The following is a 14,467-nucleotide window of genomic DNA, read 5'->3' on the forward strand; positions in this document are numbered from 1 at the left end:
GAGGAGGTACGCCGATGTCCGACCTGACCGGCAAGATCGTGCTCGGCGCCGACCAATACGGCAAGGCGGAGAGCCGTGTCGTCCGCATCTATCGCGACTCCCCCCGCCACGAGATCAAGGACGTCAACGTATCCACCTGCCTGCGTGGAGATTTCGCCGCTGCCTACACCGACGGTGACCAAAGCAACGTGTTGCCGACCGACTCCCAGAAGCAGACGGCATACGCCTTCGCGAAGCAGTTCGGCATACCGACGATCGAGGAGTACGGCATCCGTCTCGCCGAACATTTCGTCGACAAGATCGAACCCGTCCACCTCGCGCGAATCGAAATCGACGAATACCTCTGGGAGCGCGCTAGCGCCGACTGCACGCCACACGACCACACGTGGATCCGCAAAGGTCAGGAAATCCGCACTGCGACAATCACTGTCGAAGGACAAGGTGCCGATCGCAAGGTCTGGGTCGTTGGCGGACTGAAGGACCTGATCATTCTCAAGTCGACCGGATCGGAATTCGCAGGCTTCCTCATCGACGACTACACGGTGCTCGAACCGACGAACGATCGCATGATGGCCACGTCGATCGTTGCCAAATGGCGCTTCGTCGGCACCGACGTCGACTGGGACGATGTCTACTCACAGGTGAAGCAACTGTTGATCGAACAGTTCGCCGTCGTGCAGTCACGTGCGCTGCAGCAAACTCTATTTCGGATGGGCGAGGCTGTGCTGGAACACTTCGGATCGATCGCCGAAATCAGGCTGTCCGCACCGAATCGGCATCATTTCGTGCACAACTTGGCGCCGTTCGGACTCGACAATCCGAACGAAGTATTCAACGTCTCCGATCGTCCGTACGGCCTGATCCAGGCCGCGGTGACCCGCGACGACGCGCCACCTGCCGGACCGGCATGGGAACAACAATTCGGTTGGCTCGCGTAGTGAACGAATCAGGTGCGCAATGGATCTGAACGAAATAGTCGATATCGCCGTTGTGGGTGCGCGCAACGATCTCGCGCAACTCGGCACCTCGGACGCCGTCATCGCAGGTGGAACGTGGTTGTTCTCCGAGCCACAGCCCGGTATCCGACGCCTCTTCGACATCACGGGGCTCGGCTGGGAACCGGTCACTGTCGAAACTTCGGGACTGGAACTCGCTGCGACGTGCACGGTCGAGCGAGTTTCCGCGCTGTCTCGCGAACTGCCGCCCGACTGGATCGCGGCACCGCTGCTGCACCAGTGCTGCACCGCCCTGCTCGCGTCGTACAAGATCTGGGGCAGCGCAACCGTCGGCGGCAATCTTTGTCTGTCTTTCCCTGCGGGAGCGATGATCTCACTGGCAACGGCGCTGGATGCAACCGTGACGATATGGCGGGCGGACGGCTCGGATCGGTCGGTCGCAATCACCGAATTCGTCACCGGGGCTGCGACAAACGTGCTCGAGACGGGCGACGTCGTCCGGTCTGTGTTTCTGCCTGCGGCGGCGCTGCGCGCTCGTACGGCCTTTCGCAAGATCGCGTTGGCACCGCTCGGCCGGTCGGGCGCGGTGTTGGTCGGCCGGCTGGATCTCCCGACCGATGGTGGCGCGTTCGCACTGGCGGTCACCGGCAGCACGACACGACCGCTTAGCCTGCGCTTCGACACGGTACCCACCCCGGACGCACTCGACGCCGCGCTCGACGACATCCCCGACGACGTGTGGCACGAAGACGCCCACGGTGCACCGGACTGGCGAAAGGCCGTGTCGCGAGTGCTCGCACACGAGATCCGGCAGGAACTCTCATGAAGCTCGAGATCAACGGCCACGAGTACGACGCCGCAGCGCGACCTGGCCAATGCCTGCGCACCTTCCTCCGCGAGCAGGCGCACTTCGAGGTCAAAAAGGGTTGCGATTCCGGCGATTGTGGTGCGTGCTCGGTACTTCTCGACGGCACACCGATACATTCCTGCGTCACCCCTGCCTTTCGCGCCGAGGGTAGGGCTGTCTCGACGGTGGCCGGACTCGGGACTCCGGACGATCTCCATCCGCTGCAACGCCGTTTCGTCGAGGCAGCCGGCTTTCAGTGCGGCTTCTGCACGGCGGGGATGATCGTGACGGCATCGACGTTCGGGCCGGACGACCACCGAGAACGATCCGAGCGACTCAAAGGAAATCTGTGTCGCTGCACCGGCTATCGTGCGATCGACGATGCGTTGAGCGGAGTCGGCAACGTCGAACGACCCACAACGGGTCCAGCATCGGGACGTTCACTACCCGCTCCTGCCGGGCAGGCAATCGTCACCGGGACCGAGCGGTACACGCTCGACGTCACCGTCGCGGGAACGACGCACATCGCAGTCGTTCAGAGCCCACACGCGCACGCCCGAATCATCGGAATCGATTCCACAGCAGCAGAATCGATGCCGGGAGTGGTGGCGGTCCTCACCAACGACGACAGTCCGGCGGTGCTGTATTCGACCGGCAGACACCAGCACCGCACCGACGATCCCGACGACACCGTTCTGCTGGACACGGTGGTGCGGTTCCGCGGGCAGCGGGTCGCCGCGGTCGTCGCCGAGTCGGTGGCACAGGCCGAAGCAGCCTGTCGCGCAATCACAGTCGACTACGAGGTCCTGCCTGCCCTCTTCGACCCCGAGGCTGCCACCGCACCCGGTGCACCGCTCGTACATTCCGACAAGGTCGCCGAAACTTCACGTATCGCAGATCCGAGTCACAACCTCGTTGCCGAATTACATGGCGCCACCGGCGATGTGGACGCTGCCGCAGCCGAAACACAGGCAGGTGGAGGCGCAGTGGTGCGTGGGCGTTGGCGAACGCAGCGGGTCCAGCACGTCCATCTGGAAACGCACTGCTCGATCGGCTGGCTCGACGACGACGGCCGTCTCGTCATCCGGACGAGTTCGCAGGTGCCGTATCTGGTGCGCGACGAGTTGTGCCACGTGTTCGGGCTCGAGCGTGACAAAGTACGTGTCTTCACGGGTCGGGTCGGCGGCGGCTTCGGCGGCAAACAGGAGATGCTGACCGAGGACCTGGTCGCTGCCGCCGTCTTACGAACGGGTCGTCCCGTGCAGTACGAGTTCTCGCGATCCGACGAATTCACTATGGCACCGTGTCGGCATCCCTTCCGCGTCGACGTCGTCGCAGCCGCCACGGCCGACGGCGTACTGACCGCCCTCGCTGTCGATGTTCTCACCGACACAGGCGCGTACGGCAATCACGGACCCGGTGTCATGTTCCACAGTTGCGGTGAATCGATCGCGGTCTATCGGTGTGCGAACAAGCGAGTCGATGCGATGTCCGTCTACACGAACAACATTCCGTCCGGCGCGTTTCGCGGCTACGGACTCGGACAGGTGAGCTTCGCAGTCGAGTCCGCGCTCGACGAGCTTGCGGCGCGCCTCGCTATCGACCCCTTCGAGTTTCGCCGTCGCAACGTCATCAACCCCGGTGATCCGTTTGTCGAAGCACATCCCGTCGAGCCCGACTTGCAGTACGGCAGTTACGGTCTCGATCAGTGCCTCGATCTCGCGGAGACGGCGTTGCGCAACGGAAACGGCAGCGCTGCGCCTGTCGGTGAGCACTGGGCAATCGGTGAGGGCATGGCAGTCGCGATGATCGCGACGATTCCACCGCGCGGCCACTTCTCGCAGACCTCGGTGACACTCGACGAATCCGGCTGCTACATCGTCTGTGTCGGCACATCCGAATTCGGCAACGGGACCACCACCGTGCATCGCCAGATCGTGGCCACCATCTTGCGGACGACCGTCGACAACGTTAGTACCCGCCAATCCGATACGGACTCGGCGGTTTTCGACACCGGCGCCTTCGGGTCGGCCGGCACCACCGTCGCGGGAAAGGCGGTCGCGAAGGCCGCGGAACTGTTGCGCGAGCAGGTCGTGGCGACTGCAGCAACTCTCACCGGGGTATCCGCGGAAGACTGCGAGATCGGACCCGATGGGGTCGGCTGCGGCGGTCGGCTGGTCACCTTCGCAGAACTCGTCGCCGCCAACGACGGACCCTTCGCTGCTCGCGGTGACCACGACGGCTTACCGCGATCGGTTGCCTTCAACGTGCAAGCTTTTCGGGTCGCGGTCGACCGCCGGACCGGCGAGGTGCGGATACTGCAGTCCGTCCACGCTGCCGATGCCGGCTACGTCATGAACCCCGAGCAGTGTCGCGGGCAGGTCGAAGGCGGTGTCGCACAAGGTATCGGATCGGCGCTCTACGAGGACATGATCGACGACGGCAACGGCACGATCACCGCTAGTGCGTTGCGCAACTACCACATTCCGCAACTGGCCGATCTACCGCGAACCGAGGTCTACTTCGCAGACACACACGACTCGCTCGGCCCACTCGGTGCAAAGTCCATGAGCGAGTCCCCCTACAACCCCGTCGCGCCCGCACTCGCCAACGCAATCGCCCGTGCGACCGGGGCGCGGGTGCATCAGTTGCCGATGAATGCGATCCGAGTCTGGCGCGCTATGGCAAATTGTGGTCTGCTCATGAAGTGAGCCAGGTGCATTTCGGACATATCTTCCACGTGGCGGGAAGCGGTACCGTCGCCGACGCCGCGGCGTCGTTGGTTTCGATCGAAGACGGCGCTCTGGTGATCGACGACGACGGTCGAATCGTATTCTGCGGCAACAGAGTCGATCACGACGGCGCGCTACCGAGCGGTGCCGATCCGACCGTGTTCGATCATCGCCCCGGTTTTCTGCTGCCGGGTTTCGTCGATACACATATTCACTTTCCGCAAACCTTCGCAGGCGATGCCTACGGCGGCGGACAACTGCTCGAGTGGCTCACCCTCTGCATCTTCCCGTCGGAGTCGCGGTTCGCCGATCCCGAGTACGCCGAGCGCGCGGCCGTGGAGTTCTGCACCAGGCGAATCGCTGCCGGAACTACGGCGGCAATGGTGTTCGGCTCGGCATTCCCGCACGCTCAGGATGCGCTCTTCGCGACGACCAAACGCGCAGGACTGCGGATCGTCAGCGGCCGTGGGATACAGACCGTCGGTGGCGACACGGCGCAACCGTTGCTGACGTCGGAGGAAGACGCCATCCGGCTGACGACCGAAGAGATCGAGAAGTGGCACGGAGCCGACACAGGAGATGTGGCAACCGCATTGCTGCACGTGGCGATCGTGCCGCGGTTCTCCCTGTCGGTCACCACCGAAACGCTGAGAAACCTTGGTGAACTGTACGATTCGGTGCGAGAACGGGGCGTCTACTTCCACAGCCACCTCAACGAGAACGCCAGGCCCGGCACCGGCGAGGTCGACACGACCAAGCAGGTCTATCAGGTCGACTCCTACCTCGATACCTACGACGGCAAGTTCCTGCCGGGATCCACCGTCGGCGGCAAGAGTCTGCTCGGCAAGCGGAGCATCCTTGCCCATTGTGTCCATTGTCAGGATTCGGAATTGGAACGGATGGCCGAGACAGGCACCTCGATCGCGCATTGTCCTGTGTCGCAACAGTTTCTGGGATCCGGGACCATGCCGTGGAAGCGCACGATCGCGGCCGGCGTCAACGTTGCTGCGGGGACCGACTTCGGCGGAGGCGACGAATGGCTGATCTCGAAGGTGCTGTCGGATGCATTCAAGGTGCACATCTCCGAACCGGGTGACGCGGGCGTCTCCATGCACCCCGCCGAGATGCTCTTCACCGGAACACTTGCGGGTGCGCGGGCTCTCGACATGGAGGACCGCTTCGGTAACTTCGATCTCGGCAAGGAAGCGGACTTCATCGTCGTCGAACCGAGCAGGCACCCGCCGCTCGAGGCAGCACTGAAGTACGGAATCCGATCGGACGACGCACAATTGGCGCGCGAGCAGACGTTGTTCGTACTGCTGATGGGTATCCGCGAGCCTGCTGTCACCGAGGTCTACGTGCGGGGCCGTCGAGCAGAACTGAGTTAGTCGTGGCCGCCACAGGACCGACCGGACCGATCGCATCGGCAATCACGGTCTTCCACAGCACCGGCGACCCGGCGTTCGACACGTGGCTCGGCGCATTGGCGGCAAGCGCGAGTGCCGCGGACGGCTCGGCCGGGACCACACAGTCGTTGCGCGACGGCCAACTCGACTGGGCCTTCGCGGCAGCGTTCGACTCCGAACAACAACTGCACACCTGGCTGGACTCGCCCGACCGGAGACGGGTGCTCGACGGCGGTGAAGCGCAAGGATTTCGACGCAAGACCTCGGACCTGATCGTCGTCGAAGGCAGCTTGCCCGCCGCAGGCATCAGCGTCTTTCGGCACAGCGTGGCGGCAGGCAAGGAAGCCGAGTTCGCGCAGAGTCAGGTCGGGCTCTATCCGACGACCGCGGACTTCTCCGGCTTCGAAGGCACGCTGGTTTTTCCGCCGGACGTCACAGGGCGCTGGCTGTCGATGGTTCGTTTCCGAACGGGTGCGCACCTCGACAGGTGGCTCACCTCGCGTGAGCGAGCAGCGGCGTTGCCCGAGTTGCGCGCCAATCTCACCGAGGACTTCTCCCAGATCGCACACACCACAGCTTTCGGTTCGACCATGCGTATCGAAAACGGTGAAACCAAGGTCACGCCGAACTGGAAAGCGGCGATGATCGTGCTGCTGGTGTTGTATCCGACGGTGATGGTGCTTTCCCGTTTCCTCGGACCGACACTCGACAGGATGGGCGCCGAACCCTGGCTTGCATTGTGGCTGAGTCAGATCTGCAGTGTCGGCGTCATGACGTACTTCTTGATGCCGTGGGTGTCCAAGCCGTTTGCTCGCTGGCTCGATCCGATCGACGGCGCAGGCCGTCGAGTCAGCATGATCGGCGCAGCGGTCGTGATCGGTGTCTACATCGTCACGTTGACGTTGTTCGCCAGCGTCAAGTGGCTGCAGTTCTGGGACTACAACACGTAGCCGAGCACCGCTCTGAGCTGGGTAAATAGTTGGTCTCGAGCCTAGCCCCTTCGATCTTGATGTGCTCTCATTGAATGAGCGGTTGGGGTCGTGTCAAGAGGGGCGAAACGGACCATGCGCAAGCCGATTGCACGTGTCGTTCTGGTCGTACTTTTCGCTGCAGCACCCATGTTCGGGGCGTCGGCGACGGCTCAGGCGGGCACACACGGCCCACCGCTGCTCGACCCGCCGAACGGTGAGATCGTCGGAATCGCACAACCGATCACCGTCCGATTTCCCACGGAGATTTCCGATCGCACCGCCGCCGAGCGCACGATCACGATCACTACGTCCACGCCTGTGGCGGGCCGGTTCCGTTGGCTCGACGACTCGGTCGTGCAGTGGTCTCCTGCCGAATTCTGGCCCGCGTACAGCGACGTCACGGTCGACGCCGTCGGTTTCAGGACACAGTTTCAGGTCGGTAGTGCGCTGGTAGCGGTCGCCAACCGTTCGACGCACGAGTTCACCGTCAGTATCGACGGCGAAGTAGTGCAGTGGATGCCTGCCTCGTTGGGCAAACCCGGCTACGAGACCCCCGCAGGGACCTTTCCGGTGATCGAGAAGTTCCGGGACATCGTGATGGATTCGTCGACGTACGGGGTACCGATCAACTCCAAGGAGGGGTACAAACTCGACGTCGAGTACGCGGTCCGGATCACGTGGGGTGGCATCTTCGTTCATGCCGCACCATGGTCGGCGGATTCGCAGGGGTACGCGAACGTCAGCCATGGCTGCATCAACCTCAGCACCGGCAACGCGGCCTGGTTCTACAACAACGCCAAACGAGGCGATCCGGTCATCGTGCGGTGACAGTATCGGCGTAGCGATCGAGCCCATGGAAGAGATTCGCGGCACCTCGTGTTGGTCCACTAGTGATGACCACCATGCGAGCTCGACAAATCCCGCGCGCCGTCGCCTTCTGGATCGTCGCGACCGCGTTCTTCGTGCTGATGTCCGGCGCGGCAGCACCGTCACCCCTGTATTCGGTTTACCAGGAGCAATGGGGCTTTTCGTCGATCACACTCACCGTGATCTTCGCTGTGTATGTCGTCGCGCTGCTGACGTCGTTGCTCACGGTCGGCGCACTGTCCGATCACATCGGCCGCAAGCCCGTTCTCGCGGCCTCCCTTGTGACATTGGCGGTCGCCATGGTCGTCTTCGTCCTCGCCGACAGCGTCCCGTGGCTGATCGCGGCGCGGATCCTCCAGGGACTTGCGACCGGCGCAGCAACCGGCGCGTTCACCGCAACGGTTATCGATCTACAACCCGACGAATCACGCGGTCCTCTGCTGAACAGCATTGCCCCGACCGCAGGTCTCGCCACCGGCGCGCTGGGATCCGGGCTGCTCGTGCAATTCGCGCCTGCGCCGATGACACTCGTCTACGTCGTATTGGCAATCGCCTATCTGGCCTTCGCCGCGTTGATAGCGGCCATGCCCGAACCCACACCCGCCGACGGATTCGCCTCACGCGCACACCTGTTCGCGGCCCTGCGCCCGAAGGTGTCGGTGCCACCGGCAATTCGGCGCACGTTCACCACGATCGTGCCGTGCCTGATCGCATCGTGGTCGCTAGGCGGTCTGTATCTGTCGCTCAGCCCGTCCATCACGGCAAGCGTCTTCGACGTCCGTAATCACGTGATCGGCGGCGCCGAAATCTTCACCCTGTTCGGCGCCGGTGCGTTCGGCGCCTACGTGGCCCGCAACACTGCGCCGCGAATAGTCATGGTCGGCGGATCCGTCACGCTCGCAGCGGGAGTGGGCATCACCGTCACGTCGCTACTCGTCGAATCGATTGCCGTGTTCTTCGTCGGAGCTGCAGTGTCCGGCTTCGGTTTCGGTACCGCATTCCTCGGCGCGATGAAGACCCTCGGCGCACTCACGCTTCCGCACGAGCGCGGTCAGGTTTTCGCGACCGTGTTCGCGGTCAGCTACACCGCCTTCAGCGTGCCTGCGGTGATCGCCGGGTTCGCCATCGGATCGGCCGGTTTGCTGACCACCGCCGAGGTGTACTCAGCCGCTGTGATCGCGTTCGCACTGCTTGCGGCACTGGCATTTACACTGCTGGCGCGGCGCGAAGCACAAGCTCTCGCACGCGAAGAATGCTTGGCGGCGGCGTAGGGTCAGGCACGCAGCGCACGGTCGGGTCGAGCGTGACCCAGTACCAGCGGGTAGATCTTGTGAACGCCGCGAAAGCCTTTCAATTCGACGTTGCGTTCCGGGCCGAACGTCAGGTCCGGGCTGTCGACCGCATCCCGCACGGCAGCACTGACCAGCACCTCGCCACCTGCCGCTTCAGCTGCGACGCGAGCGGCCATCGCGACGTTTCTGCCGAACAGATCGTCGCCCCTGCGCACCGCGTCGCCGCGGTGGATTCCGATGCGGACCCGAACTCGCGCCCGTTCGGTCCACGCCGCTCCGACGAGTGCTCGTTGCACGTCGATACCGCACCGCACGGCTTGTTCGGGATGCCCGAACGCGACCATAAATCCATCGCCCTGACTCTTCACGACCTGACCCTCGTGCAACTGCACGCAGTCTCGAACAACGTTGTCGTGTCGGCCGAGCATCTTCACCCACGCCTGATCGCCGAAGTGTTCGTTCAATGCCGTCGAGCCTTCGATGTCGGAGAAGAAGATGGTGACCGTGCCGTCACGCGCTGCCAGTCGAGCGAGGTCTGGTTGCTCGACCTGTGCCCACCCAGCGAGTTCTTCGATCGAGTTGCGTAGCGCTCCCCCGATCCCTTTCTCCCGCATCAGGTTCGCCGTCTCCCACACGGCCTTCACAGCGCCCTTGCTACTCGAGATCCACGTTCGCTCCCTACCGGCAAGTTGCCGGCGCAAATCCCGGATTCGATGCTGATTGCGAATTTGCAGCGCGGTGAGCGCGACGAGACCGAACGTCTCGACCACGACGATTCCGCCGAGCACAAATTCCAGCACGGGCGTCATGCTGCCAGACGCCCGGCCTAGTTCGACAACCCCTGCTGGAACGCGGCTGCAACCTCTGCCACATCGGCACCGGCTTGGACGAGTCCGTCGTAGAGCTGCGGGTACGTCGCACCACCCATTGCCAGGTCGAAGGCAAGAACGGTGCCGTCGTCGAGCGTCAGATAGCCGGCCAAGCTTTGTACGTTGGCGAGCAGCCGACCTGTGGTCGGATTCAACGCCACACCTGTGCCTGCCTTGGCCGCGACCTTGCCCGCCGCCGGAGTGCCTGCGCCGTAGGGCGCAAGCGAGCCCGACTCCGCGAGGACCGGTTGGCCCGCAACGATTGCGTCACCCCAAGGCTGCTTCCTCGCCCATTCCATCCACTTCGCCAGCTGCCGCGGCGTCGCCGATGCTGGGTCGCCTCCTTGGCCGTCGGTGACGAACACCGCGTCCCTGTTCAACCCCGCCTTGTCGACCAAGCCGTAGATCGTCTCGATCCCGGCAAGACAATCCGTCTTGCCTGCCTTGACCGCAAGCATGCAGAGAAACGCGTTCGCGCCCGCGTTGTAACTGGTCTCGAGAATCATCGCTCCCATCGCAGCTACTGGCGGAGACTCGATCGAAGCCACTGTGCGGTCCTCGGTGAAGGTGCCGCTCGCGGGCAGGATCGACTCGTTGTTCGCAGCACGAACCGGCGCTGTGACTGTGACGCCTGCTCGTCCGAGTGCCTCGATGAAAAGGATCCGCGCCCAGTCCGCCGCGTCCGGCACGTTGTACACGCTCAGTTGCGACTTGCCCGCCGCGATCGTGCCGGAGACGATCAGCTTCGTCGGATCGGCGGGGTCGGGTTCGATGCTCAGTGCCGTGTCGCCGTCACCTGCGACGGTCTGTACTTGCGACACAACGGTGTACGCGCCGGTCTGGGGCGACGACACGATGGTCGCCGTCCCGTCGACCGCCGCTGCCGTCACCATCACGTCGAGGATGTTGTCGTTGACGAAGATCGGTGTGACAGGTCCGTCGTTGGATTGGTAGGTGTCCCATAATCTGGTGTCGATGACGACGTCTCCGTCGATCCGCGTCACGCCTTTTGCAGCGACCTGACGAGCAAGTTCGTTCACGCCGGCGAGGGGGTCACCCACGTCGGTCGACGGCCGCGCGTTGGGCGCGAGGTTGCCGTACTGATGGTCGACGGTGTCGCTGTAGAAGGTGTGATCCATCTTGCCGTCGAGGCCGCCGCGCCCGCCGAGGGCAAGATCACCCGATGCGACCAGCACCAGGTTGCCGGGAACGACTCCTGCATCCGCCGGCGCAGTTGTATAGACGGGCGTCGTGAAGCGGGTGTCCGCGCCGACCGTGTCGTAGACGGAGGCAACCGTAAAGTTCTTGGCCGTCGAACCCGTGTAGATCATTTCGTCGGGTCGATTGGCGAGCAGCACCTCCCCTGTGTCCGCGTTCGACACGTAGTAGATCCAACGTGCGGTGGCATATTCGGGCTTTTCCATAACTTTCTTCGCGGCGTCGGGCAATGCACCGATCTCGGCGGAGATGCCCGCGGGCGCAACCGAATCGTCACTGGAACCGTTGTCGGAACTCGAACACGCGGAGGCAAGTACAAGCGCTGTCGCTACGACGGCACCGATCTTGACCGAACCAGAACCAGGCACGAAAACTCCTCTGCGGGTGACGGAGCACTGACCCCCACGCAGAGATCGTTGCACGCATGATCGGTGAGGAGAAGACACAACTGGAAGCAACCTGTCGTTCAACTCGATCGATCAGCATGTACCCATGTCTGCCGTCGGAGTCACACTCGCGATCCTGGCAGCGCTTGTGTTTGCCGTTTCCGCTGCGTTGCAACAATCGACCGCGCGAACCGCTGCGCTCGCCAGGCCGACGACGGAGCGGCTGCTGCCGGCAATCGGGCTGCTCGCCACCTTGATTCGCAGTCCGCGCTGGCTGATCGGGCTTGCCGCCAACGTCGTTGGCTTCGGATTGCATGCCTGCGCACTACATTTCGGTTCCATTCAAGTTGTCCAAGCCGTGTTGGTCGTGCAGTTGCTTTTCGCACTGCCGCTCTCCGCCCTGCGTCGACGGCAGCGGCCGCTGCGTCGCGACTGGCTCGGCACAGGTCTGGTGTGCACGGGACTGGTCGCCGTCGTATCGCAATGCCCACCACGCGGAGCCGTCCGCTCCGACCAACTTGATGTCGCGGTTGCAATCGCCGTCGGTGCCGTCGCGTTGCTCGTCGTTGCCGCACGTCGGGTGGGCGAGCGCGCGCAGGCGAGGTCCGCGTTGATCGGCATCGCGGCCGGCTTCTGCTTCTGCACGACGGCCGTGCTCGTCGTGTCGGCGACCGACGAGCTTCCGGGATTCAGCTGGGCACTTCCGGGTATCGCCGTGTCGACGGTCGTCGGCGGCGTCCTTGCGCAAGAGGCCTTCGCGAGCGGGTCGCTGCCGACCGCGTTGACGTCGATGACGACAACCGATCCGATCCTCAGCTACGTCGCGGGCACCACATTGTTCGTCGTTGTCGCACATCCTGATCCGATCGTGCTGATCGGAGCAGCCGTACTCGTGATCGCCGGGGTTGCGATGCTCGCGAATTCGCCCACCCTGCACGACGAACATCCGCAAGTACTCCCTCAGCCCACCGACGCCTTGGTAAGGCAGCTGTAGCTTTCGTAGAGGCCCAGCAGTCCGGCGACCGTCGCCGACCACGGAAACCGTTCCGCGGCAACCCTTGCCGCACTCCGGCGCTGTAGCGCAGGCACCGAAAGCAGTGCCTCCACTCCCCCGGCGAGCCCCGTCGGCGTTCCGTCCGTGACAACGCCCGACCCGGGTGCGCCGAGCGATTCGTGTGCTGCGCCGTCGCGCGGAACGACGACCGATGTTCCGCAGGCGAGCGCTTCGAGGGCAGCAAGCCCGAAAGTCTCTACCGGAGAGGGGCATAGAGCGATGTCGGCGGTGGCAACAAGGTGTGCAAGTTCACCGCGATCCGAAACATGGCCGGCGAACCGCACAGGTAGTCGCGCGGCCTGTCGTGCGATCTGCCCACGTAAAGGTCCGTCGCCGAGGATCGTCAGTTCTGCGTTCACGCCGTTGTCCACCAACAGTCGCAACGCCGCTACCGACCGATCGACGCGTTTTTCCTTCGACAACCTGCTGACGGTGACGAGGCGCACCACGCCGTCGCTTGGAGTCTGGCTGCGCGGCAACGGACGAAACTGCTCCAGATCGCAGCCGAGCGGGATCTTGCGAACATTGTCTGCTCCGATTCTGGCGAACTCCGCTGCCGCGAAATCGGATGTGACAACGATGTTTTCCGCGCGCACACTCAGCATGCCGTTCGCAGCGTTCGCGAGGGAGACCAACGGAAATCCGCGGGGCACGCGGGACCGAAGGATCGCGTCGATGCGCTCGTGGGAGAACAGCACAAGCGGAACGTCGTTGCGACGCGCCCACGGCGACAACCATCGAACGCTCAATTTGTCACTCACCTCGAGCACGTCCGGCGCCAGCGAGTCGAGTAGCGCACAGGTCCGATTCGCAGTCAGCATGTGATAGCTGTTCGAGCCGAACAACTTCGGGCTGGGCAGCGTGACCCGTCGGCCTGCCGATGTCGATTCGTCGGTGTCGGATGTCCCCGGCACGATCAGAATCCTGTCGTGCCCAGCTTTGCCGTAGCCACGTCCGATTTCGTCTACACACGTGCGCAGCCCACCCGAAGCCGGTGTGTAGAAGTTGGCGATCTGGACGATCCTCAATGCCCGACCACCTCTGCGTAGGTCGTTGCGATTGCGCCTGCAGCTACGACGGCTTCGATTGCGCGCAGGGACGCGTCGCGCAAACCAGGGCGATGCAGATCGTCGGGATGCAGGGCGATTCGAACGAGCCCGCCACCGCTTGCCCGTCTGCGCGCCAGACCGACGACCAGCGCTGCCGCGGCACGTTCGCTCCAACCGCCGCCAGGTCGGTGTGAGAGTGCGAAACCACGGCGAAGGCGACTGGTCCGCAAGTTCGTGACACCGAAATGACTTGTCGTGTGCGTGAATCCGGCTCGGGTCAGCGCGCGGTTCGCAGCGGGCGACGCGAGCCATCCCGGCGGGGTGAATCCCCGCGTTGCCAGTCCGAGGTCGGCGAGGACCTGTGTGCCCGCCGCAATGCGTTCCGCGGCTTGCTGTTCGTTCAATGCTGCGAACTCCGCTGCGCCGCGAGCGACCACTCTGCCGATGGCGCGTCGATACGACGGACCCTCGGGACCTGCGACATGGGACCAGCCGTGCAGGACGATCTCGTCACCGATGTTTCGCCGCGCGCGGAGCACCTCTGCGAAGTCGGGCGCATCGCTCAGTGCCGCACCGCGCCACGGCCCGGGAATCACCAACAACGACAGCGGAATACCAAGTGCATCGGCGTCGGCGCACCAACGAGCGGTCTCGTCGGCTGTCGCAGGCGCGACATCGTGCACACTCACCACCAGCTGCGAGCAGCCGTGAACCATGTTCGTTCTCCCCTGCACGTCGTCACGATCGACCGCGACGGTAACCCGGTGACGTTGACGCCCGCTGAACGGCAAGATGCCAACCAGCTACATACACCCGCCGT

General features: G+C 63.8%; 12 protein-coding genes. 8 read left to right on the forward strand and 4 right to left on the reverse strand.

Features of this window, described 5'->3' with window-relative positions:
• The first annotated feature begins 14 nt into the window (after positions 1–14).
• The 7 genes from pucL to JGU71_RS03870 all read left to right on the forward strand — a co-directional run bounded on the left by pucL (position 15) and on the right by JGU71_RS03870 (position 9,050).
• Positions 15–938 carry a factor-independent urate hydroxylase gene (pucL, locus tag JGU71_RS03840; protein WP_199702273.1) on the forward strand — a complete coding sequence of 308 codons (924 nt, stop codon included), beginning with the start codon at positions 15–17 and terminating at the stop codon, positions 936–938.
• 19 nt (positions 939–957) lie between these two features.
• Complete coding sequence (locus tag JGU71_RS03845; protein WP_199702276.1) at positions 958–1,782, forward strand: FAD binding domain-containing protein; 825 nt, start codon at positions 958–960, stop codon at positions 1,780–1,782.
• Positions 1,779–4,514 carry a molybdopterin-dependent oxidoreductase gene (locus JGU71_RS03850; protein WP_199702297.1) on the forward strand — a complete coding sequence of 912 codons (2,736 nt, stop codon included), beginning with the start codon at positions 1,779–1,781 and terminating at the stop codon, positions 4,512–4,514. The genes JGU71_RS03845 and JGU71_RS03850 overlap by 4 nt, the downstream gene beginning before the upstream one ends.
• A complete protein-coding gene (locus tag JGU71_RS03855) occupies positions 4,511–5,923 on the forward strand; it encodes an amidohydrolase family protein (RefSeq protein ID WP_199702318.1) in 1,413 nt (470 codons plus the stop codon). Before JGU71_RS03850 ends, JGU71_RS03855 begins: the two co-directional genes overlap by 4 nt.
• A 2-nt stretch (positions 5,924–5,925) precedes the next feature.
• Positions 5,926–6,891 (forward strand): antibiotic biosynthesis monooxygenase, encoded by a 966-nt coding sequence (locus tag JGU71_RS03860; RefSeq protein ID WP_307829480.1) that lies wholly within the window; start codon positions 5,926–5,928, stop codon positions 6,889–6,891.
• Between the two features lie 114 nt (positions 6,892–7,005).
• Positions 7,006–7,740 (forward strand): L,D-transpeptidase, encoded by a 735-nt coding sequence (locus tag JGU71_RS03865; protein WP_199702321.1) that lies wholly within the window; start codon positions 7,006–7,008, stop codon positions 7,738–7,740.
• A 74-nt stretch (positions 7,741–7,814) separates the two neighbouring features.
• Positions 7,815–9,050, forward strand: coding sequence for an MFS transporter (locus JGU71_RS03870; protein WP_233528601.1), 1,236 nt, complete (start codon positions 7,815–7,817; stop codon positions 9,048–9,050).
• Positions 9,051–9,052: 2 nt separating this feature from the next.
• Here the strand turns inward: JGU71_RS03870 and JGU71_RS03875 are convergent, their stop codons facing one another.
• Positions 9,053–9,880 (reverse strand): adenylate/guanylate cyclase domain-containing protein, encoded by an 828-nt coding sequence (locus JGU71_RS03875; RefSeq protein WP_199702327.1) that lies wholly within the window; start codon positions 9,878–9,880, stop codon positions 9,053–9,055.
• 17 nt (positions 9,881–9,897) lie between these two features.
• Positions 9,898–11,526 (reverse strand): D-alanyl-D-alanine carboxypeptidase/D-alanyl-D-alanine-endopeptidase, encoded by a 1,629-nt coding sequence (locus JGU71_RS03880; RefSeq protein ID WP_199702330.1) that lies wholly within the window; start codon positions 11,524–11,526, stop codon positions 9,898–9,900.
• 124 nt (positions 11,527–11,650) lie between these two features.
• On the opposite strand from JGU71_RS03880, the gene JGU71_RS03885 reads away from it, so the two are divergent.
• Positions 11,651–12,538 (forward strand): DMT family transporter, encoded by an 888-nt coding sequence (locus JGU71_RS03885; RefSeq protein ID WP_199702332.1) that lies wholly within the window; start codon positions 11,651–11,653, stop codon positions 12,536–12,538.
• Here JGU71_RS03885 and JGU71_RS03890 read toward each other — a convergent pair.
• Positions 12,505–13,626, reverse strand: a complete 1,122-nt coding sequence (locus JGU71_RS03890; RefSeq protein WP_199702335.1) for a glycosyltransferase — start codon at positions 13,624–13,626, stop codon at positions 12,505–12,507. The two genes, JGU71_RS03885 and JGU71_RS03890, sit on opposite strands and share 34 nt — an antisense overlap.
• The gene (locus JGU71_RS03895; RefSeq protein WP_307829482.1) at positions 13,623–14,381 is read right to left on the reverse strand and encodes a DUF2334 domain-containing protein; all 759 of its coding nucleotides are present in this window, start codon (positions 14,379–14,381) and stop codon (positions 13,623–13,625) included. Before JGU71_RS03895 ends, JGU71_RS03890 begins: the two co-directional genes overlap by 4 nt.
• Positions 14,382–14,467 lie beyond the last annotated feature (86 nt).

Source organism: Antrihabitans stalagmiti (genome assembly GCF_016482825.1).
In the GTDB taxonomy this organism is placed as follows: domain Bacteria; phylum Actinomycetota; class Actinomycetes; order Mycobacteriales; family Mycobacteriaceae; genus Antrihabitans; species Antrihabitans stalagmiti.

Coding starts and splice junctions, on each gene's coding strand:
- pucL (WP_199702273.1), top strand. CDS start 15: ATGTCCGACCTGACCGGCAAGATCGTGCTCGGCGCCGACCAATACGGC.
- JGU71_RS03845 (WP_199702276.1), top strand. CDS start 958: ATGGATCTGAACGAAATAGTCGATATCGCCGTTGTGGGTGCGCGCAAC.
- JGU71_RS03850 (WP_199702297.1), top strand. CDS start 1,779: ATGAAGCTCGAGATCAACGGCCACGAGTACGACGCCGCAGCGCGACCT.
- JGU71_RS03865 (WP_199702321.1), top strand. CDS start 7,006: ATGCGCAAGCCGATTGCACGTGTCGTTCTGGTCGTACTTTTCGCTGCA.
- JGU71_RS03870 (WP_233528601.1), top strand. CDS start 7,815: ATGCGAGCTCGACAAATCCCGCGCGCCGTCGCCTTCTGGATCGTCGCG.
- JGU71_RS03875 (WP_199702327.1), bottom strand. CDS start 9,880: ATGACGCCCGTGCTGGAATTTGTGCTCGGCGGAATCGTCGTGGTCGAG.
- JGU71_RS03885 (WP_199702332.1), top strand. CDS start 11,651: ATGTCTGCCGTCGGAGTCACACTCGCGATCCTGGCAGCGCTTGTGTTT.